Here is a 23,482-nt window from a genome sequence, read left to right as displayed (position 1 = left end):
TTCGAGGCGGCGGGAACCGCGCCGTGCCACGAAGATCGTGACGACCGACATGCGCGTCCGGTGTTCGGGCCGCCGGGGCCCCGTGCCGACCCGTGCCGCCCCCGCCCGGGTGACCGGACATCTCTCCGTCAGGTGGACACGAGGTTGTCCGGACCGGGGACCCGGACGCAACATCGGGATCGTGACGATCCAGCTCGATGCGCCGGTCAGCCGGCCCCGGTCCACCCCCGCCGTCGATCTTCTGGAGGGTGAGCGGCTGCTGTGCCGCCTGCCCGGCGACGGGCCGGACCGACCGTACGAGCTGTTCACCGTCACCCCGCTCGGCCGCACCCTCGGTGCCGAGATCACCGGTGTCGACCTGCGCACGGTGCCGGACGGGGAGCTGCGCTCCGAGCTGCACCGGGCGCTGCTGGAGTGGAAGGTGCTGTTCTTCCCCGGCCAGGACCTGAGCAGCGCCCAGCAGCGCGCCTTCGGCCTGCTGTGGGGCGAGCTGGAGACCAACCCGATGCTCGACGCAGGCGACACCGCCGACGTCGTCCGCTTCGGTACCGGCGCGCGGACCTTCGAGAACATCTGGCACGCCGACACGACGTTCCGGAAGACGCCGGCGATGGGCGCGGTGCTGCGGATGGTGCAGGTCCCGCCGTTCGGCGGCGACACCCTGTGGGCCGACATGGCGGCCGCCTACGACAACCTGTCCGCCGGGGTGCGGGCCACGATCGACGACGCCGTCGCGGTGCACGACATGGTCCCGGGTTTCGCCCGCTTCCTGGACCCGGCGAAGCTGGAGCGGCTGCAGGACCGGTTCCCGCCGGTCACCCATCCGGTCGTCCGGACCCATCCGGAGACCGGCCGCCGCACGCTGAACGTGAACGCGTCGTTCACCACGGAGATCGTCGGGCTGCCGCGGGCGGAGTCGGACGCGCTGCTGCGGCATCTGTTCGCGCAGGCCCACGTGCCGGAGTACCAGGTCCGGTACCGGTGGACCGAGGGCACGGTCGCGTTCTGGGACAACCGGGCCACCCAGCACTACGCGGTCGGCGACTACCACCCGCACCGGCGGGTCGCCGAGCGTGTCGCGATCGCGGGGGACCGGCCCTTCTGACCGCGGGCCGGTGGCGCCGTCAGGAGGCGGGGCGGCGCCACCGGCGGCGGCGGGGCCCCGGCTCGGGTTCCTCGGTCAGCGGCGCCGCGATCGCCAGCCGCCCGACCTGCTCGTTCAGCACGTTCAGGTGCACCCGGACGTCGTCGTGGGTGGGATCGAGGACCGCCTGCTCGGCGATCTCGGCGGCCTGGTCGACCGACTGCTTCAGCGACACCTTCGCCTTGTTCAGCCGGTTCGCGATCCGCTTCGCGGGCGGCTCGGTGATCCGGAAGCGGGCCGGTTCGATCGAGTCCCCGACGGCGGCGAGCCGGTGCACCGCCTCGAGCTCGGAGTCGAGCCGCTTGCCGATCTCGCCGAGCCAGGTCCGCACCTGCGTCGCACCGACCACGGCGGTGATCCGGTGGAAGCGGGTGACCTGCTCGGTGCAGTCGGTCACGTAGGCCTTCCAGTACCGCGACAGCGGCGCGGGCGGCGGCTCGGCCGCGGGTCGGAGCAGTGCCACGGGTACAGGGTGCCCGATGCCCGGTGCGCCCGGACACCCGCCTCGGCCCGGCCGGTCAGGGGATGCGACCGTCCTTCGCCAGCACCGGGGCGTCGGCGACGACGGTGTCCGGATAGATCAGCCCGCTGCCGGTGTTGAGCACGACGACCTCCTCGCCGCCGTCCAGCAGGCCGGACTCGCGCATCCGGGCGGCCGCGGCGACGCAGGCCGCGCCCTCCGGGCAGATCCAGGTGCCCTCGTCCCGGGCCAGCGCGTGCTGGGCGGCCAGCAGCTCCTGATCGGTGACGGCGACCGCGGTGCCGCCGGTGGCGTACACCGCGTCGAGCACCAGGAAGTCGCCGAGCGCCTTGGGCACGGTGATGCCGAAGGCGACCGTGTGCGGATCGGCCGGGGCCTCGGAGGTGCGCAGGCCGGCGTCGAACGCGTCGACGATCGGGGCGCACCCGGCGGCCTGCACCGCCACCAGCCGGGGCATCGGCCCGGTCAGCCAGCCCAGCTCGTGCATCTCCTGCAGCGCCTTGTGGATGGCGATGATCCCGACGCCGCCGCCGGTCGGGTAGAGGATGACGTCCGGTGCCCGCCAGCCGAGCTGCTCGGCGATCTCGTAGCCCATCGTCTTCTTGCCCTCGATCCGGTACGGCTCGCGCAGCGTCGAGGTGTCCTGGTAGCCGGTGCGCCGGGCGACGGCGCCGGCGACCAGCCGGCCCGCGTCGCCGATCAGGCCGTCCACCAGGTACAGCTCCGCACCGGAGACGACGACCTCGCGGCGGGTGATCTCCGGCGCGTCGACCGGCATCGCGATCAGCGCTCCGAGCCCGGCCCGGGCGGCGTAGCAGGCCCAGGCGGCACCGGCGTTGCCGTTGGTCGGCATCGCGACCGCGCGCACGCCGAGCTCGGCGGCCCGGGAGACCCCGACCGCGGCGCCGCGCGCCTTGAAGGCCCCGGTCGGGACCAGGCCCTCGTCCTTCATCAGCAGCCGCGGCAGGCCGAGGCGGGCGCCGGCCCGGGGGAGCGGCAGCAGCGGCGTCATGCCCTCGCCCATGGTGACCACGTGCGCGGGATCGCGCACCGGCAGCAGCTCGTGGTAGCGCCACAGGTCCGGCGGGCGGGCCGCGATGTCGTCCGGGGTCACCAGCGTGCGGGCCCGGTCGAGGTCGTAGCGGGCGAGCAGCGGGGCACCGGCCGGGGAGGTGCCCTGGACGACGTCGGCGTCGTGCCGGGTCCCCTCGCGGGAGCACTCCAGGTGGGTGAGCGTCGAGTAGTCGTGCACCCGCACAGGTGATCCGAGCGGGGCCGCCGGGGCAAGCCCGAACCGCCGATCGGGATGCGGACGAACGTCACTGCGAGCGGCGACGGCCGAACGGCCGATGTCGGTACCGTCGAACGGGTCAGTGAATGCTCAACCATTGAGAGGTATGCCACATGCGCCCGCTCCCCGCGCCCGCGTCCGACATCGCCTTGTTGATCTCCCGTATCCTGCTCGGCGTCGTGCTCGTCGCACACGGGGTGCAGAAGCTCGGCCGCGGTGTCGGCGGTGTCGCCGAGGGCTTCTCCGGCATGGGGATCCCGCTGCCGACGCTGTCCGCGCTGTTCGTCATGACCGTCGAGACCCTCGGCGGGCTCCTGCTGCTCGCCGGTGCCGCGACGACCGTCGCCGGGCTGGCGACCGTGGTCACCATGGTGGGTGCCTACCTGTTCGCGCACCTCGGGATCACCGTGTTCGTGTCCGACGGCGGCTGGGAGCTGGTCGGCGTGATCGCCGCGCTGGCCCTCGCGCTCGCCGCTACCGGCCCCGGCCGGTTCTCGGTGGACCACCTGCTGGCCGCCCGCCGCCGCGAGACCGCCGTGACCCGCGACCGGGCGGCGGCCCACCGGGACTGACCGCGCACCCGGTCGCCGCGCGCAGCGGACGCGGCCGGGGGACGCTGGGCCCATGCCCGAGGGACACACGGTGCACCGGCTGGCCCGCCTGCAGCGGCGTCGCTTCGCGGGCCGGCCGGTCGACGTCAGCAGCCCGCAGGGCCGGTTCACCACCGGTGCCGGGGCCGTCGACGGCCGGGTGCTCGACGGCGTCGACGCGCACGGCAAGCATCTGTTCCAGTACTTCGGCCCGGACACCGTGGTGCACGTCCACCTCGGGCTGTGGGGCCGGTTCGGGAACCGGCGGCGACCCGAGACGTCACCGCGCGGGCAGGTGCGGATGCGGATCGTCGGCGACAGCCACTACGCCGACCTGCGCGGTCCGGCCGCCTGCGAGCTGCTCGACGACGCCGGGGTGGCCGCGCTGCGGGCCCGGCTCGGCGAGGACCCGCTGCGCGCCGACGCGGACCCGGAGCGGGTCCGGGACCGGTTCGCCCGGTCCCGGGCACCGCTGGCCGCGCTGCTGATGGACCAGTCGGTGATCGCAGGCGTCGGCAACGTGTTCCGGGCGGAGACGCTGTTCCGCACCGGGCTCGACCCGATGACCCCGGCCCGCGAGCTCGACGACGACACGTTCGCCGCGCTCTGGGCGGACCTGTCCGCGATGCTGCGCGACGGCGAGCGGCGTGGCCGGATCGAGACGATCCTGCCCGCGCACGGCGACGGCCCGCCGGAGACCCCCGCCCGCGGCCCGGTCTGCGCGAGCGTCGTCTATACCTACCGGCGCACCGGCCGGCCCTGCCTGGTCTGCGGTACGCCGATCGCGCACCGTGCCGTCCGGGCCCGGAACCTGTTCTGGTGCCCCCGCTGTCAGGCCGGGAGCACCGTGTATCCGCTGGGTGATCGGTGATCGCCCGGAGTGGTGTCCGATCTGTCCCGCTCCGGGCGATACGAGTACCGTTGGTGCATGCTGTCGGCAGGGTCCCCGCGGGCCGGCGCGGACCGTCGTCCCGTGATCAGGTGGGACGTCGTGCTGTCCGGTGTCGCCCTGGCCCTGGCCGGGATGCTGGTCGCGCTGGGCGTGTTCGGCGGGGTCTTCCTGATGGCCTTCCTGGACTACTGCCCGCCGCAGACGTGCAGCTCGTCGCGGATCCTGGTCTCGGTGGCCGGATCGCTGGTCGTCGCGGCCGCGGCCGGGATCGCCGGGCTCGCGATGACCGTGCTGCGGATCGTCGAACGACGGCTGTCCTGGCCGTTCGCGCTGGTCACCCTCATGATCGTGGCGACGGCGATCGGCTTCGGCGCGGCCGACTACACCTCGGCGATCGGCTACTGATCCCGGCGCCGGCTCACCCGTCCCGGTAGCGCTTGCGGTTGTTCCACACGGCGTTGCGGTCGAAGTGCGCGCGCCGCGTCTCGGCGCTCCAGCGGCCCACGAAGAACCCCCCGACGCCGCCGAGCAGCAGCAGCAGAATCGTCGCGATGTCCATCGTCGCCCCCCCGGTCACGCCGGACGAACCCCTCGCCGTCCGGTGCGTCCATGGTGCGACGAATTGGGAAGACCCTATCAGGATTTCGTCGATCCTGATGATGGGCAAACCGGGCCGCCGTGGATCAGTTCTTCAACCAGGCGTACGCGGTCTGCCGGGAGATCCCGAGCGCCTCGGACATCGCACGGATCTCGCAGCCGGCGTCCCGGCCGGCCCGCAGCAGCTCGCGCTGCCGGTCCCGCAGCTCCGCCATCCGGGCCCCGGTCTCGGCCATCTCGGCGAGCAGCTCCTCCGCGGCCGCCGAGGTCCGGCGGTGCCCGGCGCCCGGCCGGGGGAACGCGCGGACCGCGGCGGCGTCCCACATTCGGCGGCCCGCGTCGTCCGGCGCGGGCAGCGGCGCGGGCGCCTGCCCGCGGCTCACGTAGGAGTTCCAGGTCCCCACCTGCACGCCCCACTGCTCGGCGCACTCGTCGGCCGTCCACGTCGTCACGTGCGGAGTGTCCCCGATCCGGTGCGCCCACCCGAAGGGGTGGGGCCACGGTGCCGCCGACCTTGCAACGGTGGGCACCGTCACACCGGACAAGGAGGTCCAGCATGAGCCCGACGATGCGTGCGTTCGTCATGACCGAGGTCGGCCGGACGGCGGTGGTCGAGAAGCCGATCCCGGTGCCCGGGCCGGAGGAGGCGGTCGTCCGGACGACGGCGGCCCTGATCTGCACCTCCGACGTGCACACCGTGAAGGGCGCGTTGCCGGTCGCCGACGGCGCGACGCTCGGGCACGAGGCGGTCGGCGTGGTGCACGCGCTCGGCTCGGCCGTCGAGGGGTTCACCGAGGGCCAGCGGGTGGCCGTCAACGCCGTCACCCCGTGCTTCCGCTGTGACTACTGTCAACGCGGGGACACCAGCCAGTGCGGCGGTCCGCTCGGCGGGTACCGCTACACCGCGCAGATGGACGGCAACATGGCCGAGTACTTCGTCGTGCCCGCGGCCAAGGGGAACCTGGCCCCCATCCCGGACGAGCTGTCCGACGAGAAGGCCGCCTACGCCTGCGACATGCTCTCCACCGGGATCATGGGCGCGGAGAACGCGTCGATCGAGATCGGCGACACGGTGGCCGTGTTCGCGCAGGGCCCGGTCGGGCTGTGCGCGACGATCGGCGCGCACCGGCTCGGCGCCGGCCGGATCATCGCCGTGGAGTCCCGACCGGAACGCCAGGCGCTGGCGAAGCAGTTCGGCGCCGACGACATCGTCGACTTCACCGCGGGCGACCCGGTCGAGCAGATCATGGACATGACCGGCGGGGTCGGCGTGGACGCGGCGATCGAGGCGTTCGGCTTCCCACAGACGTTCGAGGCGTGCCTGCGGGTGACCAAGGCCGGCGGCCGGGTCTCCAACATCGGCTACCACGGGGAGAACCCGAACCCGCTGCAGCTGCCGCTGGACGCCTTCGGCCTCGGGATGAACGGCAAGTCGATCCGGACCGGGCTGTGCACCGGCGGCAACCTGCGCATGCAGCGGCTGTTCCGGCTGATGCTCTCCGACCGGGTCGACCCGACGCCGATGACCAGCCACCGGTTCGGCTTCGACCGGGTCGAGGAGGCGTTCGAGCTGATGTCCTCCAAGTCCGACAACGTGATCAAACCGCTGGTCACCTTCTGAGCCTCGCCCCGCCCGCGCCGGATCCGGCCCGGTGCGGGCGGGGCGGATCCACTCCGGTCGCCGGGGTCACGGCGGCCGTCGACCTGCGTACCATCGGTGTCCGGGCAGGGACGCCCGGTGATCCTCACGGAGGTGGGGCGATGACGGCTCTGGAACCGGTCGGCCGCACGGTTCCACGCAACGTCTCCACGCGTTTCCGCGCGCCGACCCACGTGCACAACGTGATCGAACGCGAGCGGCTGCTGGACCGGCTGCGCGCCGACGGGGCGACCCGGCTGGTGGTGATCCACGCACCCGCCGGGTACGGCAAGACGACGCTGGCCGTGCAGCGGCTGCGCGAGCTGGAGGCCGACGGCGCGCTGATCGCCTGGCTGGGTCTGCACGACGACGACAACGCCCCGCACTGGTTCCTGTCCCACCTGCTCGGCGCGGTCCGCCGGGTGCTGCCCGGCGCGGACGAGCCGCTGCGCGACCTCGCCGAGCTGATCGAACAGAACGCCGAGGACACCCAGCGCTACGTGCTGGCCACGCTGCTGGAGCTGATCGGGGCGGTCGCCGCGCCGGTCGTCCTCACCTTCGACGACTGGCACCTGATCGACGACGCCGCGGTGCACCACGCCCTGGTGCACCTGCTCGACTTCGCCCCGCCGAACCTCTCGGTCGTGCTGACCAGCCGGCGCCGCCCCCGGCTGCCGCTGTCCCGGCTGCGGGTGCGCGGCCAGCTCGTCGAGATCGACGCCGCCGCGCTGCGCTTCGACCTGGCCGAGGCCCGCGAGTTCCTGGTCGAGCTGAACGGGCTCACCCTCGATGGCGACGACGTCGCCCGGCTCTCCGCGGGCACCGACGGCTGGGTCGCCGCGCTGCAGCTGGTGTCGCTGTCGCTGCGCGACTGCGCCGACCCGGAGGCGCTGATCCGCGGCTTCTCCGGCCGGCACCACTCGGTGGGGGAGTACCTCACCGAGAACGTGCTCGACGCGCTGCCGCCGGAGATCCTCGACGCGCTGCTCGCGACCTCGGTGTGCGACCGGCTCTGCGGCGAGCTCGCCGGCGAGCTCACAGGCCGCTCCGACGGCCAGGCGGTGCTGGAGGAGCTGGAGATCCGCAACCTGTTCCTGCGGCCGCTCGACGACGAGCGCGAGTGGTTCCGCTACCACCACCTGTTCGCCGACCACCTGCGACGACGGCTGCGGCGCGACCACCCGGACCGGGTCGCCGCGCTGCACCTGCGGGCCAGCGACTGGTTCGCCCGGGCCGGGCTCGCCCCGGAGGCGGTCAGCCACGCGCTCGCCGCGGGCGAGGTCGGCCGGGCCACCGATCTCGTCGAGCAGCACGCCATGTCGTTCGTCGAGCACAGCCGGATGGTCAGCCTGCTCGGGCTGATGAACCGGCTCCCGCCGACCGCCGCCGACGACCGGCCCCGCCTGCTGATGGCGGTGGCCTGGGCGAACTGCCTGCTCCAGCGCACCACGGCGGCCCAGGCGACGCTGGACCTGCTGCGCTCGGCGCTGCCCCACGGCGACGCCGCGATGGAGATCGAGGCCGACGTCGTGCAGGCGTGCATCGACATCTACAACGACCGCACCGACCGGGCCGAGGACCTGGTCCGGCGCAGCCTCGACCGGCCCTGGGAGCACCGGCCGTGGGTGGTCGCCGTAGGGGCGAACATCCAGACCTTCTGCGACTTCCACGCCACCCGGCACGGCAGGGCCCGGGAGCGCCAGCGCTGGGCGCGCCCGTTCCACGACCGCACCACCGGCTCGTTCGCGGCCGTGTACGGGCGCTGCTTCGCCGGCATCGCCGCGCTGTCCCAGCTCGACGTCGACGCCGCCGAGGAGCACCTCACCGACGCCGTCGAGCTGGCCCGCCGCTCGGCCGGGCAGCGGTCGCACGCGGCCCGGCTGGCGGCCGCGCTGCTCGGCGAGCTGCACTACATGCGGGGCCGGATCGACGACGCCGAGCGGCTCCTGGAGGAGTGCGGCGAGCTGGGCGCGGAGAGCGGCGTCGTCGAGTTCATGGCCGCCGGGTACGCGCTGCGGGCCCGGGTCCGGGCCCGGCGCGGCGCCGTCGCGGAGGCCGCCGAGCTGCTCGCCGAGGGCGCGCAGGTCGCCGAACGCCTCGGGCTGGTCCGGCTGCGGGCCGCGATCGGGGCGGAGCGCATCGTGCAGCTGCTCGACGCCGGCAAGGTCCGTGACGCCCGCCGGGTCGCCCAGGAGCTGCCGGAGGGTTCGTGCCGGCACGGCGGGATCGCCGAGGCGATCGACCGGCTGCGCACCTCGTCGCTGGCCGCGGTGCTGTCCGCGGAGTGCGACCACGACGGTGCGGCCGCGCTGCTGGAGAACCTGGTCGGGTCCGACGCCGCCCGCGGCTGCGTCCGGTCGGCGACCGTGCTGTCGGTGCAGCTCGCCGGGGTCCAGGAACGGGCCGCGCTGCGGATGGCCGCCGAACGGACGCTGGCCGGCGTCCTCGACCGGGTCGTCGCCGAGCGGGTGCCGCAGATCGTGCGCGACGGCGGCCCGGCCGTCCGGGCGGTGCTCGAACGGCTCGTCGTGCGGGCCGCGGCCGGGAACTGGCCGGTGGGGGCGGCACCGCTCCCCGAGCAGCTGGAGGCGCTGCTCGGGGAACGGGCCGCCACCGCGTCCACCGCGTCGGTCGATCTCACCGGCCGCGAGCTGGAGATCCTCCGGATGATCGACGTCGGCCGGACCAACCAGCAGGTGGCCCGGTCGTTGTCGGTCACCGTGAACACGGTGAAGTGGTACCTGAAGAACATCTACGGCAAGCTCGGCGCCGGCAACCGGACCGAGGCGGTCTCGGTCGCCCGCCGGCACGGGCTGCTCGCCTGATCCGGCGCCGCCGGCTCAGCGCCGTTCGAACGCCGGGTAGCCGTCCGCCGCCTCCTTCTCGCAGAGCTGCCGGTAGGTGCCGACCCCGCCGATGTAGGACAGCAGCCGGCGCGGCTTGCCGGGCACGTTCGAGCCCAGGTACCACGATGTCGTGTTGACCACGATGGTCGCGCCCGCGGTCTCCTCGTGGTGCGCGACCCAGGCGTCCTCGCCCTGCTCGGTCGGCTCGATCACCGACTTGCCCTCGACCCGCAGGTCCCGGATCGCCCGGGTGATCCACTCGGTCTGCTGCTGCAGGCAGGTCGTCATGTTGCACAGCGCCGCCGACGGGGCCAGCGGGACGGCGGTGGTCAGCAGGTTCGGGTAGCCGTGCTTGGCCAGGCCCATCGTCGTCCGGATGTCGCGGCCCCACTCGTCGGCCAGCGAACGGCCGTCGCGCCCGCGGATGTCGATCCGGGTGAGCGCCCCGGTGCCGGCGTCGAACCCGGTCGCCAGGATGATCACGTCCAGCTCGACGACGGTGCCGTCGGTGAGCTCGATGCCCTCGGGGCGGATCCGGGCGATCGGATTGTCCTTGACCCCGATCAGATCGACGTTGTCCTGGCGGTAGACCTCCAGGTAGCCGTTCTCCAGCGGTACCCGGTGGGTGCCGAACCCGTAGTCGGTGGGCACCAGCACGTCGATCAGGTGCTGGTCGACCAGTCGCTCGCGCATCTTGTCGCGGACGAACTCCGACACCTCCTCCGACACCTCCTCGGAGAAGAACATCTCGCCGAAGCCGGCCAGCCACAGCTTCAGCGAGCCGTCCTGGTAGGTCTCCTCGAGGATCTCCAGCCGCTGCTCCGGCGTGCAGTCCGCCCAGGCGTGCTCGAAGTCGTACTCGAAGCCGGTGAAGGTGTGCGGGATGGTCGCCTTCAGCTCGGCGAAGCGGGCCTTGTAGGCGGCCTGCTCCTCGGGTCCGTAGCGCGGGTTCTTCATCGGTAGCACGTACTGCGGGGTGCGGGCGAAGACCGTCAGGTGCCCGACGTCCGGTGCGATCGTCTGGATCACCTGGATGCCGGTCGCGCCGATCCCGACCACACCGACCCGCTTGCCCGCCACGTCGACGCCGCCGGCCGGGTACGACGAGGTGTAGACCACCTGCCCGGCGAACGAGTCCTGGCCCTCGAACTGGTCGGTCAGCGGTGCCGACAGCATCCCGGCGCAGCTGACGAAGAACTGGGTGTCCAGCACGTGGCCCGCGTCGGTGCGGACGGTCCAGCGGCCCCGGTCCTCGTCGAAGTGGGCGCTGGTGATCTTCGTGTTGAACGTGATGTCGCGGCGCAGGTCGAGCCGGTCGGTGACGTAGTGCAGCCACCGCTCGATCTCCGGCTGGCCGGGGAACTTCTCGCTCCAGCTCCAGTCGGTGTAGAGCTTCTCGTCGAACAGGTACTGGTAGATGTAGGCCTCGGAGTCGAACCGCGCACCCGGGTAGCGGTTCCACCACCAGGTGCCGCCGACGTCGCCCGCGGCGTCGAAGGCGCGCACGTTCAGGCCCTGCTCGCGCAGCTGGTGCAACTGGTAGAGCCCGGCGACGCCGGCGCCCAGGACGACGGCGTCGAGCTGCTCGACGGCCTTCGTGTCGGAGTCGGTGGACGGAGCTGTCGTCATCAACGGTCCCTTTCCTCGCGGGTGGATGTGTCCGTGCACACACCATGCGAGGAAGCGGGGAGGGGTGGTCCCACCCGTAGGGGTGGGGGGTTGGGCTGGATCAGCAGGGCGTCCAGGTCTTGCCGCCCGGGGCGTAGCAGCGCGGGCCGGTGTAGCCGGGCGGGCCGCCGGAGCCGCCGGAGCTGCCGGAGTCGCGGACCTCCGGTGCCGGTGCGGGCGCCGGCCTGGGCCGTTGCCGGGTGGCCGGCGACTGCCGGGGCGCGCTCGCGGTACCGCCGGTGGATCCGGTCGTGGGCCGCGGGCTGGTGGTGGGGGCGGGCGGCGGCGGGGGAGTGCGCAGTTCGCGGGCCGTCGCCCGGTGGCCGTCGGCCCGGTCCTCGGCAGTACCCGCAGCCGTCCGGGCCCGCTGCGCCATGGCCGGGCGGTCGTCCCGGTCGCGGACCGCCGCCCACACCAGCCCGTCGCGCGGGGCGTCGGAGCTCAGCGCGGAGTGCAGCGCGAGGGCGGTCGCGGCCACCGCGGCCGCTCCGGCGGCGGCGGTGTCGGCCTGCTCCGCGGTGCCCGCCCCGGCCGGCGTGGCGAGGCCGGTGGCCGCCGCCTCGACGGCCGTGACCTGGCCGGGGACGGTGCAGCCGATCTCCGGGTCGTACAGGCCCCGCCCGGCGGCGACCGCCTCGGCGTGCGCCTGCTCGACCTCCGGCAGGAACCGGTCGTTGGCGCCCACCTGCATCGGCAGGGCCAGACCCGCACGGGCCATCTCGGCGTTCACCAGCCGGCCGTCGTCCAGCCGGATCCCGGCGAGCACCCGGTCGTAGCGGTCGGTGGTCTCCTCGTCGACGAGCACCTCGACCTCGGTGCCGGCCGGCAGCAGCGACCGCAGATGTGCGGCCGCCTCGGGGCCGAGGCACTGCACGTCCTCGTCCGGGTGCACGGTCTCCGGGGTGTCGATGTTGAGCAGCCGGATCCGCTGCTCCCGGCCGTCGACGACGACGTCGACCGTGTCACCGTCCACGACCCGTGACACGGTCGCCCGCGCCGCGTCACAGCCGCTGAGCATCCCGGCCGTCACCGAGGCGGTCAGCAGCATCGCCGCCGCCCTCACTGCACGCCGCACGTCGTCCTCCTGATCCGGGCGACCGGCCTGATTCCGGGCGCACCGCCGCCCGGCATGTCGGTGCCGGGATCGGCTCGTTATCGCACCGGCGCCGGTGATCATCAGAAGTGATGATCACCGGATCAGAGCCGGGCGGCGCCCTCGGGCCAGACGACGCGGACCGGGAGCCCTCGCTCCCGGGCCTCGCGCACGGTGTCGCCGGTGCCGCCCGTCCCGTCCGGCGGGGCGCCGTCCCAGACGGCGACGAGCAGGTCGGCGTCGTCGAGCACGGCCCGTCCGGCGGCGGCGTAGGCGGCCCGGTCCGCGGTGTCGAAGGGGAGCACCCGTACCTCGGTGGCGCGGGCGTGCAACCGCTCGAACTCGTCCCGGTTCCCGGGCTTGACCTTGCTCTCCCGGTAGTCGCGGGAGGGCAGCACGACGATCAGGTCGCCGCCGGCGGCGAGCACGGCGTCGGCGAACAGCTGGTCCGCGCCGCGGGCGAGGCAGGACAGCCCGACCAGCGGCGACGGGTGCGAGGTGAGCTCCGCGCGCAGGGCGTCGGCGACCAGCGGGACGGAGCCGGGGGTGAGCTTCGAGTGGCCGGTGATCCCGATGCGGGGCATGTCAGACGCTCCTTCCGGTGGGGGCGGCCAGCTCGGCGATCTCGGCGCGCGTGTCGGCGACGGCGGTGCATCCGGCAAGCGGTGCGGCTTCCCGATTCCAGTCCCGGACCTTACGGAACAGGCGGCCCGGGCGGCTTGCGTCCAGATGAGGCAGAGCTGCACGGATCGGTGCGGCGGCCGCCTCTCCATCGCGAGTGATCAGATGTGTCCGGCCGAGCGAGACGAGATCGAATGCACGGCACCGGGCCCTGGCGGGGTCGCGCAGCCGTAGCGCGCTCTCGATGTGATCGATGGCGGCAGGACCATGTCGCGGATCGCGGGTGGCGAGATCGCGTAGCCGGGCGCCGAGGGTGCCGTGCAGCTCGGCGGTGTCGAAACCGGCGAGTGCTGACGGTTCACCGTCATCGGAGTCGCCGGGGTGGGCGGCCCTGGCCACGTCAGCGGCGGCGTGGAAACGAGCGAAGTCTCCGCGCCGGGCGTGTCCCCATGCCTCCCGGACGGCGAGCATCGAGACGAGCCGCGGAGTGGTGTGGTCGCGCGAACCACGGGTGGCGAGGTGTATCACGGCGAGTCCGTCGTCGGGGGCACCGGCGTCGTACTGCACCCGGGCGAGGGCCGCGAGGGTGACCGCGCCGAACCCGAGGTCGCCGCCGGCCTTGGCGAGTCGTACTGCGGTGATGTAGTGGCGCTGTGCGGCCCGGTGGGTCCCTGCGTCGAAGGCCATCGATCCGGCGATCTTCGAGAGGTGCGCAGTCGCGAGGTAAACGCGATCGGTGCGCGAACCGCCGGGTGCGTCCCGCAGTCTGTCGGCGAGATCGGCGACCTGTCCGGTGACCGCAGCGCGACTGAGCCCCGTCCCGCGCCAGGCCCGGAACGCGTCGACCAACGCCTCGACGGCCTCGACTTCGTCATAGGCGAATCCGCGGCCTTGGCCGGTGGCGGCGACCAGTGGTTCGAGCCATCCGGCGAGCGGACCGAGCAGTCCGGCTCCACCGAGCACCATGAGTCGGGTCGGTGCGGCGTGGCGGGCCAGTGGCAGCTCGGCCTCGGCGGCATCGACGGCGTCGTCGAGAACCTGCGGGCGGGACCACATCGCGGGCGATGCCGAGACTCCGGTGGTGGGAGCTGTCGACGATACCGAATCCGAGGGCGGCATCGGTTTGGACTCCGAGCACCGCCCGAAGCGCCGCGCGATACGGCGCCGAAGGGGTGCGCACCGTCCCACGCTCCCACTTTCCGATGAGGTGGTCGTCGAGGTCGTACCGGCGTCGTGTGCGGTTCCACAGATGTGCGTTGACCGCCTCGGCAAGTTCGGCGCGGGAGAGCCGTTCGCCCGGTACACGTCGAGAGGGAAGGCGCTCGCGGGCCGCTCGCAGGGCGCGGTTCGGTTCGGCCACCTCGACACCTCCCGGGCCCGTGGTCCGATCGGATGCTAGCGCCGCTCGGACGATCGAGGTCGGGGTGCGGGAATCTGCCCCCGGTTTCCCCTCTCCGCCCCCGCGAGTGCCCTGCCTGATTCGACTTCCGGCCGCGATCTTCTGCTGGGTGCCTCTCTGCCCACTGTGTCCCGTCCTCGTGATCACAGTGGTCGGATCTGCGTTGGTCGTCGCCCTGACGGGTGTTCTCCGGCGTCATCCGGGGCGGCATCGGCGCGGACGTGGGCATCCGCCGTCGTCCCTGGAGCTGCGCGGCAGATCAGCACGATCCCCGGGTCGGGGCCGACGGCGCCACGCGTGTCGTCGACGCCGGAGTCGGGCACGCCGGCGGGGCAGTGGGCGAGCGAGCGCGCGGCTACGTGGAGCAGGTGCTGTAGCGATGAGATGCCCGTTCAGCCGTCCAGGAGTGAAGCGTCCGGACATTCCACGGCGTCCACCGAACCCGGCTGCTCCCACCTCGGGTCGGCGACGAGGAGCCCGCTGTCGCGTCGGCCAGGTCAGTCTGCTCTGCCGGCCAGATAACCACCGGACTGCTCGAGCTCGGTAGCGCTGAGTTGGAGGTGCCCGCCCGCGTGAGCTGCGTCCACGACCGCTCGGGTCACGAGCGAGACGAGTTCGGGGGCGTCCCGGTGCACGAAGTGCCCAGCAGTGTGCGCGAGGACCTGCGTCGCAGACAGGTGCCGTGCCCGGTCTCGCTGAAATCCCTGCCACAGCTCGTCGACCTGCTCGAGTGCCAGCGGCTCGTACCACGGGTTCTCGGGCGGGTCACGCACCAAGCGACCCACACTGCTCGACACCACCACACTCCGGGAGATCGGCGGCGAGGGCCGCTCACGCAGCTCGTCGTAGCAGGCGGCCAGCGGAAACCTGATCCCGCCGCTGCCCCCGTCCTCGACAACCGGCCCCCGCAGGACCTCATCGGGCCACGGAACGCGCATGGTGGGATCGACCAGGACGGCGCCGGCCAGCTCGTCCGGCCACGTGCGGGCGTACAGGCCGAGGATCCACGCGCCGAGGCTGCTCGACACCAGCACGTACGGCGGCGCGACTTCGGCGCTCTGGAGGAGATCGCGCAGTTGCTGTGCTGCCCACAGCGCACTGCGCTCCCGCTCGACCTCGCTTCCGGGCAGAGGGTCCGAGCCTGCCAGGCCCGGGCGGCCGTACCGCACCGTCGCCGAACCCGCTGGGAGCAGTGGGACAACCTTGTTCCACTCGCTTCCGTCACCACCCGAGCAGTTCAAGAACACGATCGCGGGACTGCCCCGACCAGCGACCTGGACACTCAGGTTGCATCCGTCGATATTGATCCGCGTCCGACGTTCAAGGGGCGCAGGGTCCACCGGACCATCGTCACCGACCGGGCGGACAACCGGGCCCCGGTGAACGGGTGAGGTTCACCGAATCCACCGCAGCACCTCCGCCGCGGCCAGGAACTGGTCGAGATCGGCGTGCAGGATCCACCGGCTCATCTCACATCCCGGAGACCTCGCCGTAGGCGACGACGGACAGGAAGCGGATGGGGAGCTCGAGCAGTTCGCGGGGGCCGTGGGTGCCTTCGCCGTCGAGTTGCAGGGCGTCGCCGGGGGCCATGGTGTAGCCGGTCTCGCCGTGGCCGTAGACCATGCGTCCTTCGAGCATGTAGAGCAGTTCGGTGCCGGGGTGCTGGAACAGCGGGAACTCCTCGCTGTGCTCGGTGAGGGTGACCAGGTGGGCCTCCATCCGCTTGTGCGGTCCGCGCAGTGCGCCGAGCAGGGTGTAGTCGTGCCCGACGCGGGTGCCGCGGGCGACGATGCGGGCGCCGGCCCCGGCGGGGGTGAACACGGCCTCGCGGGGGGTGTCGGCGTCGCGGAACAGGGAGGTGACCGGCACGTCGAGGGCGTCGGCGAGCCGGGCGAGGGTGGTCAGGCTGCAGGAGGTCTGGGCGTTCTCGATCTTCGAGAGCATGGGTTTGGAGATCCCGGTACGCACGGCCATCTCGGCCAGGGTGGCCCCGGACGCCTGCCTGATCCGCCGCACCTGGACCCCGATCGCGCGTTCCAGCCTGCCCTCCTCGGGCGGCGGCTGGTCGATCTCGCGCAGCGCGGGGCCGTGATCGATCTCCGGGTCCTCCGGTTCGCCGGTCATCGCATCTCGCCGGCCCCGGCGTAGGGGTGCGGGCTGCGCAGCAGGTCCCCCTCGGCGAACCGGGACAGCCGGAAGTCGCGTTCCGGGATCTCCGGCACCGAGCTCGTCCGGTCGACCACCAGGTCGGCGACCAGCGTGCCGACTGCGGGGGAGATCTTGAACCCGTGCCCGGAGAACCCGGCGGCGACGACCAGGCGGTCCGGCCCGGTCCGGGAGATCACCGGGTTGAAGTCGGGTGTCACGTCGTAGCAGCCGGCGTAGGTGGTGGCGACCGCGGGATCCGCCAGGCCGGGCAGCCGGGTGCCGACCTTGCCGATCGCCTGCTCGACGAACGCGTCGTCCGCCCGGTCCGGGTAGCGGTCCGGGTCGGCCGGTTCGAGCACCGACAGGTCGGAGTTGCCGAACAGGATCGCGCCGTCGCCCTCCGGGCGGATGTACTGCAGCGACACGAGATCGGAGAATACCGGGGCCGGGCCCAGCGCCGATCCCGGATCGATGATCACCAGCTGTTCGCGGTGCACGGTGATCGGCAGGTCGATCCCGAGCGGCGCCAGCAGCCCGACCGACCACGGCCCGGCCGCGACGACGACGGTGCCGGCGCCGATCGACGTGCCGTCGGCGAGGGTGACCCCGGTGATCCGGTCGCCGTCGGTGGTCAGCGCGGTGACCGGGCTGTGCTGGCGCAGCCGGACCCCGGCCGCGCGGGCGGCGGCCAGGAAGCCCTGCGCGGTCCGGTAGGCGTCGCCGTAGCCGCCGCGCTCCTCCCAGGCGAACGCGGCGAACGGGGTCAGGTCCGCGACCGGCCAGAGTTGCTGCACCTCGGCGTGGCCGATGCTCTCGGTGCGGACGCCGACCGAGCGCTGGTCGGCCATCGACGCGTGCAGCGCGGCGACGTTCGGTTCGCCGACGCCGACCACGTAGCCGGTCCGGCGGAACCCGACGTCGGTGCCCAGCACCTCGGCGGCGTTCTCGAGGACGTCCAGGCTGCGGGTCGCCATCGCGGCCAGCGACCGCACCCCGTAGTGGCAGCGCACGACGCCCGACGACTTGCCGGTGCCGCCGGAGCCGACGGTGGACCGCTCGACGACGACGACGTCGGTCACCCCCCGCCGGGCCAGCGCCCAGGCGGTCGCGCAGCCCTCCAGCCCGCCGCCGACGATCACCACGTCGGCGGTGCTCACGACGGCGCCCCGGGGATCCAGGACGTCCCGGCCAGCGGTACCCGGGCCATCGCGGCGGACTCGACGGTCAGCGCGACCAGGTCCTCCGGTTCCAGGTTCCGCAGGTGCGACTTGCCGCAGGCGCGGGCGATGGTCTGCGCCTCCATCGTGAGCACCCGCAGGTAGTTCGCCAGCCGGCGGCCGCCCTCGACCGGATCGAGCCGGGCGGCGAGCTCCGGGTCCTGGGTGCAGATGCCCGCCGGGTCGCGGCCGTCCTGGAAGTCGTCGTAGAAGCCGGCCGCCGAGCCGAGCGTCTCGTACTCGTCCGCCCGGCCGGGATCGTTGTCGCCGAGCGCGACCAGCGCGGCGGTGCCGATGGCGACGGCGTCGGCGCCGAGCGCCATCGCCTTGGCGACGTCGGCGCCGGTCCGGATCCCACCGGAGACGATCAGCTGCACCTTCCGGTGCAGGCCCAGCTCGGTCAGCGCCTGCACGGCCTGCGGGACGGCGGCCAGCGTGGGGATGCCGACGTGCTCGATGAACACCTCCTGGGTGGCCGCGGTGCCGCCCTGCATCCCGTCGACGACGACGACGTCGGCGCCGGCGGCCACCGCCAGCTTCACGTCGTAGTAGGTCCGGGAGGCGCCGATCTTGACGTAGACCGGCGTGCGCCAGTCGGTGATCTCGCGCAGCTCCAGGATCTTGATGGCCAGGTCGTCCGGCCCGGTCCAGTCCGGGTGCCGGCAGGCCGAGCGCTGGTCGATCCCGGCCGGGAGGGTGCGCATCGCGGCGACCCGGTCGGAGATCTTCTGGCCGAGCAGCATCCCGCCGCCGCCCGGCTTCGCGCCCTGCCCGAGGACGATCTCGATCGCGTCCGCGGAGCGCAGGTGCGCCGGGTTCATCCCGTACCGGGACGGCAGGTACTGGTAGACGAGGTGCCGGGACTGGCCGCGCTCCTCGTCGGTCATGCCGCCGTCGCCGGTGGTGGTGGAGGTGCCCGCCTCGCTCGCGCCGCGCCCGAGCGCCTCCTTGGCCTGCGCGGACAGCGCGCCGAAGCTCATCCCGGCGATCGTGACCGGGATGTCGAGGTGCAGCGGGTGGCGGGCGTTGCGGTCCCCGAGCACGACGTCGGTGGCGCACCGCTCGCGGTAGCCCTCCAGCGGATAGCGCGACATCGAGGCGCCGAGGAACAGCAGGTCGTCGAAGTGCGGGAGGGCGCGCTTGGCGCCCCAGCCGCGGATGTCGTAGACGCCGGTGTCGGCGGCCCGCCGGATGCCGGCCATGGTGGCGCGGTCGAAGGTGGCGGACTCGCGCAGGCCGCGGCTGGCGGGGTCCATCAGTAGCTCCCGGAGCGAGTGCTGGTGAAGTGGTAGAGCCGGCGCGCCGAGCCGTAGCGGCGGAACTCCGCCGGATCGTGGTCCAGCCCGGCGGCGGCGAGCAGCCCGGCCAGCTCGGCCCGGTGCTCGTCGCGCAGCGGCTTCTCGACGCAGTCCGCGCCGAGCTCGTCGACCGAGCCGCGGACGTAGAGCCGGGCCTCGTAGATCGAGTCGCCGAGCCCGTCGCCGGCGTCGCCGCACACGACGAGCCGCCCGGCCTGCGCCATGAACGCGCTCATCGGGCCGACGTCGCCGCCGACCACGATGTCGACGCCCTTCATCGAGATGCCGCACCGCATGGAGGCGGAGCCGCCGATCACGAGCAGGCCGCCGTGCGCGGTGGCGCCCGCCGACTGCGACGCGTCGCCGGTCACCCGGACCAGCCCGGACATCATGTTCTCGGCGACGCCGGTGCCCGCGTTGCCGTGCACGGTGACGGTGCCGCCGTCGTTCATCCCGGCCGCGTAGTAGCCGGCGTGCCCGCGGACGTCGACGGTCAGCGGGGCGGCGATCCCGGCGGCGATCGCGTGCGCGCCGCCCGGGTTGTGCACCTCGTAGTGCGACGACGCCGGTGCGTGCAGCGCCGCGTTGAGCGCGCGCACGGTGCTGACGGCGAGATCGACGGTGGCCGTGGCGGTCAGCGTGTCCATGCGTAGACCTTCTCCGGTTCGGGCTCGTAGAGCCGGGCGTGCTCGACGCCGGGCAGCCCGGCGAGCGCCCGGTACTCCGACGCCATCGCCACCCAGGCGTCGGTCTCGGCGATCACCGCGGGCTTGCAGGCGATCGCGTCGCGGACAACGGCGAACCCGTCGGCGCTGGTCACCAGCAGGGTGTAGAACCCGTCGAAGCGTTCGCAGAGCAGCCGCAGCGCCGTGTCCAGGTCGTCGCCCCGGGCCAGCCGGGCGGCGACGAACCGGGCGCCGACCTCGGAGTCGTTGTCGGAGTCGAACTCCACCCCGGTGGCGCGCAGCTCGCGCCGGATCGTGGCGTGGTTGGCGAACGAGCCGTTGTGCACCAGGCACTGGTCCGGCCCGACCGAGAACGGATGGCAGCCCTGCGGGGTCACCGCGGACTCGGTCGCCATCCGGGTGTGCGCCAGGCCCTGCCAGCCCTGCGCGGACCGCAGGTCGTAGGTCCGGGCCAGGTCGGCCGGTGCGCCGGTCCCCTTGTAGACGGCGAGATCGGTGCCGGACCCGACGACGGTGCCGCCGGGCACGGCGGTCCGCACGGCGTCGACCAGCTCGGCGGTCCCGACCGGCGCCGCGATCACCGTGGTGTCCCCGGCCGCGGTGACCAGCGGGTCCGGCCCGCCGGGCAGCGCGGCGCGCACCGCGGCGGCCGCGTCGTCCGGCGTGACGCCCGGCGGCAGCAGCACCGACACGGCCGCGTGCCCCTCGGGGCAGCGGCGCCGGTCGCCGTACACGGCGACCCCGGCGGAGTCCGGGCCGCGCTCGGCGACCTGGCACAGCATGGTCTCCAGCAGGCGTCCGAGCTGCGGGTACAGCCCGGGATCGCGCAGGTGGAGTCCGACGATCCCGCACACGGGCGGCTCCCTCGGCTCGGTGGGTCGGTGCTCTCGGTGGGTCTGCGCTGTCCGTGGATCAGAAGGCGGTCAGGTAGCGGTCGTGCTCCCAGGAGCCGACGGTGCCGTGCCAGTCGAAGAACTCCTCCCGCTTGACCTCGGCGAGGTAGCCGGCGACGCCGGGGCCGGCCACGTCCAGCGCACCGGTGACGACCGGATCGGCACCGAGCGCCTCGACGGCGTGCAGCAGCGTCGGCGGCAGGTCCGGCCGGACGACGGCGTCCGTCCCGGTGCCGGGCGGCCCGGGATCGGCGGCCCGGTCGATGCCGTCCAGGCCGGCGGCGAGCGCGACGCTCAGCGCCAGGTACGGGTTGGCCGAGCCGTCGCCGCCGCGCAGCTCGATCCGGTCGCCGTCCGGGATGCGGACGAAGTGGGTGCGGTCGTTGCCGCCGTAGGTGGCGCGCCGCGGCGACCAGGTCGCGCCGGACCGGGTGGAGGTGGCGCCGGTGCGCTTGTAGGAGTTCACCGTCGGCGCCAGCACCGCCTGCATGCCCGGTGCGTGGTCGAGCACGCCGGCCAGGAACTGGTAGGCCAGCGCCGACAACCCGAAGCCGCGCGGATCGGTGTCGTCGGGGAAGCGCGGGTCGTCGCCGGACCACAGCGACAGGTGCAGGTGCATGCCGGAGCCGGTGCTGTCGGCGAACGGCTTGGGCATGAAGGTGGCGGTCATCCCGCGCTGCTCGGCCAGCACCGAGATCAGGTAGCGGGCGGTGATGACGCGGTCGGCGGTGGTGAGCGCGTCGGCGTAACCGAAGTTCTGCTCGAACTGGCCGTTCGCGTCCTCGTGGTCGTTGGCGTAGTTGCCCCAGCCGAGCGCGTTCATCGCGGTCGAGACGGTCGTGAGGTGGTCGTACATCCGGGTCACGCCGCGGGCGTCGTAGCAGGGGCGGGCGGCGTCGTCGCGGGAGTCGGCGGGGGACAGCGTGCCGTCGGCGTCCCGGGACACCAGGAAGTACTCGACCTCGGCCCCGGCGCGCAGTTCCAGACCGCGCCGGGCGGCCCCGGCGATCGCCGCCTTCAGCGCCACCCGCGGCGCGTAGTGCCAGGGGACGCCCTCGACGTGCGGGTCGCAGTGCACCAGGGCGAGGCCCTCGCGCACCCAGGGCAGCGGCGTGTAGCTGGCCGGGTCCGGGATCGCGATCAGGTCCGGGTCGCACGGCTGCTGGCCGATCGCGCCGACCGCGTACCCGGCGAACCCGACGCCGTCGGTGACCAGCTCGTCGACGGCCTCGACCGGCACCAGCTTCGCGCACGGCTTGCCGGTGAGGTCGACGAACAGGGCGAGCAGGAACCGGATCCCGTCGGCCCGGGCGCGGCCGGCGAGATCGGCGGGGCCCGCTGCGGGATCGGTGGTCGTGGTGCGCGCCGGTGACGGCGAGGTGAGGGTCATGGGGGCTCCTTCGGGCGCTCCGGCGACACTCGGCGGCCCAGTGTCTGGTATCTCAGTGAGAAACACGATATCGCGCTAGGAGATTCACTGGGTTTCCGGCGCGTGACGGCGGATGACGGGCCGGGAACGTCCCCCCGACACAGCACCGCCCGGCCCGCGGTCGAGGCGGGCCGGGCGGTGGTCGTGCGGAGGGTGGATCCGGTGGACCGGGCCGGTCAGGTGGCCGCGGGACTGCTCTGCGACGCCCCGGAGGTTCCCGGCTCCGCGGCCGCCCCGGACGGGCCCGGGGTGGCGGTGGCGGCGAGGCCGGTGCCCATCCGGCTGCCCCGCTCGAAGTCGTAGGCGCTCTCCGCGTGCACGGTGACGTCGAGGCCCTCCAGCTCGGTCTCGTCGTCGACCCGCAGGCCCATCGTCCGGTCCAGCGCCCAGGCGATCAGGTAGGTCATCCCGAACGAGTACACGCAGGTCACTGTGATGGCGACGATCTCCCGCCAGACGATGTCCCAGCTGCCGCCGAACAGGATCCCGGTCAGCCCGGCCGGCGCGTCGGACGCGGCGAACAGGATCACGCAGACGGTGCCGACGATGCCGCCGACGCCGTGCACGGCGAACGCGTCGAGGGTCTCGTCGATGCCGAGCTTCTTCTTCCAGGTGCACGCCCAGGCGACGACCGCACCACCGGCGAAGCCGACCAGCAGCGCACCGATCGAGTTGACGGCGTCCGCGGACGGGGTGATCGCGACCAGCCCGGAGATCATGCCGGAGGCGAGGCCGAGGGTGGTGGCGTGACCGTCCCGCAGCCGCTCGACCAGGCAGAACCCGGCCATGCCCGCGGCGCCGGCGAGCAGCGTGGTCAGGATGACGTACTGGGCGAGGAAGTTCGCGCCGCCCGCCGTGCCGCCGTTGAAGCCCATCCAGCCGAACCACAGGATGCCGGCGCCGAGCACCACCAGCGGCAGGCTGTGCGGGCGTTCGGCCTGGTTGCGGCGCTTGCCCAGGACCAGTGCCAGTGCCAGCGCCGCGACGCCGGCGTTCATGTGCACCGCGGTGCCGCCCGCGTAGTCGTGCAGCTCCAGGCTGTTGAGCATCCAGCCGCCGGTGACGCCGGCCTCCTCGTCGTCGGCGGCGAACACCCAGTGCGCGAGCGGGAAGTAGACCAGGGTGAGCCAGACCGGGGCGAACACCAGCCACGCGGAGAACTTCATCCGGCCGGCGGCGCCGCTGGCCACGATGGCGATCGTGATCGCGGCGAACAGGATGAAGAACGCCGCCCAGAACACGTTCTCCGGGCCGCCGGAACCGGCGTCGTCGTGCACGCCGGCGAAGCCGAGGTACTCGACCGGGTTGCCGATCAGGCCGAGGCCGCCGAGCGAGTCACCGGAGACCATGCTGTGCCCGAGCAGGACGTAGAGCACGGAGGCGATCCCGAGCGTGCTCAGCACCATCATGATCATGTTGAGGGCGTTCTTGCTGCTGGTCATCCCGCCGTAGAACAGTGCCAGGCCGGGGAACATCAGGAGGACCAGCGCGAATGCGGCGAGCAACCACGCGAGATCTGCTGCGGGCACGGGCAACTCCGGTGTGAGTGG

The 23,482-nt window shown here is 73.3% G+C and carries 22 protein-coding genes; 6 read left to right on the top strand and 16 right to left on the bottom strand.

The annotated features are described in order from the left end of the window. Positions 1-181: 181 nt before the first annotated feature. Entirely contained in the window at positions 182-1,105 is a 924-nt protein-coding gene (locus ABZ881_RS13800) for a TauD/TfdA family dioxygenase (protein WP_358484542.1), read from the top strand. 19 nt (positions 1,106-1,124) lie between these two features. Here the strand turns inward: ABZ881_RS13800 and ABZ881_RS13795 are convergent, their stop codons facing one another. Both ABZ881_RS13795 and ABZ881_RS13790 read right to left on the bottom strand, forming a co-directional pair. After that, positions 1,125-1,607, bottom strand: a complete 483-nt coding sequence (locus ABZ881_RS13795; protein WP_344022327.1) for a hypothetical protein — start codon at positions 1,605-1,607, stop codon at positions 1,125-1,127. Positions 1,608-1,662: 55 nt separating this feature from the next. After that, entirely contained in the window at positions 1,663-2,883 is a 1,221-nt protein-coding gene (locus tag ABZ881_RS13790) for a threonine synthase (protein WP_358484540.1), read from the bottom strand. A 146-nt stretch (positions 2,884-3,029) separates the two neighbouring features. Here ABZ881_RS13790 and ABZ881_RS13785 point away from each other — a divergent pair, with 146 nt between their 5' ends. From ABZ881_RS13785 to ABZ881_RS13775, 3 genes are all read left to right on the top strand, one after another. After that, on the top strand, positions 3,030-3,488 hold the full coding sequence (locus ABZ881_RS13785) for a DoxX family protein (protein WP_358484537.1): 459 nt from the start codon (positions 3,030-3,032) through the stop codon (positions 3,486-3,488). Positions 3,489-3,540: 52 nt separating this feature from the next. After that, positions 3,541-4,377, top strand: coding sequence for a DNA-formamidopyrimidine glycosylase family protein (locus ABZ881_RS13780; protein WP_358484535.1), 837 nt, complete (start codon positions 3,541-3,543; stop codon positions 4,375-4,377). A 102-nt stretch (positions 4,378-4,479) separates the two neighbouring features. Beyond that, the gene (locus ABZ881_RS13775; protein WP_344022335.1) at positions 4,480-4,803 is read left to right on the top strand and encodes a hypothetical protein; all 324 of its coding nucleotides are present in this window, start codon (positions 4,480-4,482) and stop codon (positions 4,801-4,803) included. 13 nt (positions 4,804-4,816) lie between these two features. Here ABZ881_RS13775 and ABZ881_RS13770 read toward each other — a convergent pair whose 3' ends face one another. Continuing rightward, positions 4,817-4,975: a hypothetical protein gene (locus ABZ881_RS13770; RefSeq protein ID WP_358484533.1), complete on the bottom strand. Its 159-nt coding sequence runs from the start codon at positions 4,973-4,975 to the stop codon at positions 4,817-4,819. Positions 4,976-5,081: 106 nt separating this feature from the next. After that, positions 5,082-5,447, bottom strand: coding sequence for a hypothetical protein (locus ABZ881_RS13765; protein ID WP_358484532.1), 366 nt, complete (start codon positions 5,445-5,447; stop codon positions 5,082-5,084). Between the two features lie 104 nt (positions 5,448-5,551). On the opposite strand from ABZ881_RS13765, the gene ABZ881_RS13760 reads away from it, so the two are divergent. Continuing rightward, complete coding sequence (locus ABZ881_RS13760; protein WP_358484531.1) at positions 5,552-6,616, top strand: NAD(P)-dependent alcohol dehydrogenase; 1,065 nt, start codon at positions 5,552-5,554, stop codon at positions 6,614-6,616. A gap of 140 nt (positions 6,617-6,756) precedes the next feature. Continuing rightward, positions 6,757-9,459 carry a LuxR C-terminal-related transcriptional regulator gene (locus ABZ881_RS13755; RefSeq protein WP_358484528.1) on the top strand — a complete coding sequence of 901 codons (2,703 nt, stop codon included), beginning with the start codon at positions 6,757-6,759 and terminating at the stop codon, positions 9,457-9,459. A gap of 15 nt (positions 9,460-9,474) precedes the next feature. On the opposite strand, the gene ABZ881_RS13750 is transcribed toward ABZ881_RS13755, so the two are convergent. From ABZ881_RS13750 to ABZ881_RS13695, 12 genes are all read right to left on the bottom strand, one after another. After that, positions 9,475-11,109, bottom strand: a complete 1,635-nt coding sequence (locus ABZ881_RS13750; protein ID WP_358484526.1) for an NAD(P)/FAD-dependent oxidoreductase — start codon at positions 11,107-11,109, stop codon at positions 9,475-9,477. A 100-nt stretch (positions 11,110-11,209) separates the two neighbouring features. After that, positions 11,210-12,223 (bottom strand): thermonuclease family protein, encoded by a 1,014-nt coding sequence (locus tag ABZ881_RS13745; RefSeq protein ID WP_358484524.1) that lies wholly within the window; start codon positions 12,221-12,223, stop codon positions 11,210-11,212. A gap of 122 nt (positions 12,224-12,345) precedes the next feature. Further along, complete coding sequence (locus ABZ881_RS13740; RefSeq protein WP_358484523.1) at positions 12,346-12,825, bottom strand: hypothetical protein; 480 nt, start codon at positions 12,823-12,825, stop codon at positions 12,346-12,348. A 1-nt stretch (position 12,826) separates the two neighbouring features. After that, a complete protein-coding gene (locus ABZ881_RS13735) occupies positions 12,827-13,918 on the bottom strand; it encodes a hypothetical protein (protein ID WP_358484521.1) in 1,092 nt (363 codons plus the stop codon). A gap of 840 nt (positions 13,919-14,758) precedes the next feature. After that, positions 14,759-15,601, bottom strand: a complete 843-nt coding sequence (locus ABZ881_RS13730) for an alpha/beta hydrolase (protein ID WP_358484520.1) — start codon at positions 15,599-15,601, stop codon at positions 14,759-14,761. 130 nt (positions 15,602-15,731) lie between these two features. Next, the gene (locus ABZ881_RS13725) at positions 15,732-16,385 is read right to left on the bottom strand and encodes an XRE family transcriptional regulator (RefSeq protein WP_358484517.1); all 654 of its coding nucleotides are present in this window, start codon (positions 16,383-16,385) and stop codon (positions 15,732-15,734) included. Then, positions 16,382-17,566, bottom strand: a complete 1,185-nt coding sequence (locus ABZ881_RS13720; RefSeq protein WP_358484515.1) for an FAD-binding oxidoreductase — start codon at positions 17,564-17,566, stop codon at positions 16,382-16,384. Before ABZ881_RS13720 ends, ABZ881_RS13725 begins: the two co-directional genes overlap by 4 nt. Then, positions 17,563-18,882, bottom strand: coding sequence for an FMN-binding glutamate synthase family protein (locus ABZ881_RS13715; protein ID WP_358484513.1), 1,320 nt, complete (start codon positions 18,880-18,882; stop codon positions 17,563-17,565). Before ABZ881_RS13715 ends, ABZ881_RS13720 begins: the two co-directional genes overlap by 4 nt. Next, positions 18,882-19,571: a glutamate synthase gene (locus ABZ881_RS13710; protein ID WP_358484511.1), complete on the bottom strand. Its 690-nt coding sequence runs from the start codon at positions 19,569-19,571 to the stop codon at positions 18,882-18,884. Before ABZ881_RS13710 ends, ABZ881_RS13715 begins: the two co-directional genes overlap by 1 nt. Beyond that, positions 19,559-20,464 (bottom strand): glutamine amidotransferase, encoded by a 906-nt coding sequence (locus ABZ881_RS13705; RefSeq protein ID WP_358484510.1) that lies wholly within the window; start codon positions 20,462-20,464, stop codon positions 19,559-19,561. Before ABZ881_RS13705 ends, ABZ881_RS13710 begins: the two co-directional genes overlap by 13 nt. A gap of 58 nt (positions 20,465-20,522) precedes the next feature. Beyond that, the gene (gene glnT / locus ABZ881_RS13700; RefSeq protein ID WP_358484509.1) at positions 20,523-21,893 is read right to left on the bottom strand and encodes a type III glutamate--ammonia ligase; all 1,371 of its coding nucleotides are present in this window, start codon (positions 21,891-21,893) and stop codon (positions 20,523-20,525) included. Positions 21,894-22,108: 215 nt separating this feature from the next. Next, positions 22,109-23,461, bottom strand: a complete 1,353-nt coding sequence (locus ABZ881_RS13695) for an ammonium transporter (RefSeq protein WP_358484507.1) — start codon at positions 23,459-23,461, stop codon at positions 22,109-22,111. Positions 23,462-23,482 lie beyond the last annotated feature (21 nt).

This window comes from Pseudonocardia sp. NPDC046786 (genome assembly GCF_040645415.1).
In the GTDB taxonomy this organism is placed as follows: domain Bacteria; phylum Actinomycetota; class Actinomycetes; order Mycobacteriales; family Pseudonocardiaceae; genus Pseudonocardia; species Pseudonocardia kongjuensis.
Note: the sequence above shows the minus strand (reverse complement) of the source record. Positions and strands in the feature narration are given on the sequence as shown.

What these genes read in the sequence shown, in the direction of transcription:
- ABZ881_RS13760 (WP_358484531.1), top strand. Translation starts at nt 5,552, where the DNA reads ATGAGCCCGACGATGCGTGCGTTCGTCATGACCGAGGTCGGCCGGACG.
- ABZ881_RS13750 (WP_358484526.1), bottom strand. Translation starts at nt 11,109, where the DNA reads ATGACGACAGCTCCGTCCACCGACTCCGACACGAAGGCCGTCGAGCAG.
- ABZ881_RS13785 (WP_358484537.1), top strand. Translation starts at nt 3,030, where the DNA reads ATGCGCCCGCTCCCCGCGCCCGCGTCCGACATCGCCTTGTTGATCTCC.
- glnT (WP_358484509.1), bottom strand. Translation starts at nt 21,893, where the DNA reads ATGACCCTCACCTCGCCGTCACCGGCGCGCACCACGACCACCGATCCC.
- ABZ881_RS13715 (WP_358484513.1), bottom strand. Translation starts at nt 18,882, where the DNA reads ATGGACCCCGCCAGCCGCGGCCTGCGCGAGTCCGCCACCTTCGACCGC.
- ABZ881_RS13740 (WP_358484523.1), bottom strand. Translation starts at nt 12,825, where the DNA reads ATGCCCCGCATCGGGATCACCGGCCACTCGAAGCTCACCCCCGGCTCC.
- ABZ881_RS13725 (WP_358484517.1), bottom strand. Translation starts at nt 16,385, where the DNA reads ATGACCGGCGAACCGGAGGACCCGGAGATCGATCACGGCCCCGCGCTG.
- ABZ881_RS13780 (WP_358484535.1), top strand. Translation starts at nt 3,541, where the DNA reads ATGCCCGAGGGACACACGGTGCACCGGCTGGCCCGCCTGCAGCGGCGT.
- ABZ881_RS13735 (WP_358484521.1), bottom strand. Translation starts at nt 13,918, where the DNA reads ATGTGGTCCCGCCCGCAGGTTCTCGACGACGCCGTCGATGCCGCCGAG.
- ABZ881_RS13755 (WP_358484528.1), top strand. Translation starts at nt 6,757, where the DNA reads ATGACGGCTCTGGAACCGGTCGGCCGCACGGTTCCACGCAACGTCTCC.
- ABZ881_RS13710 (WP_358484511.1), bottom strand. Translation starts at nt 19,571, where the DNA reads ATGGACACGCTGACCGCCACGGCCACCGTCGATCTCGCCGTCAGCACC.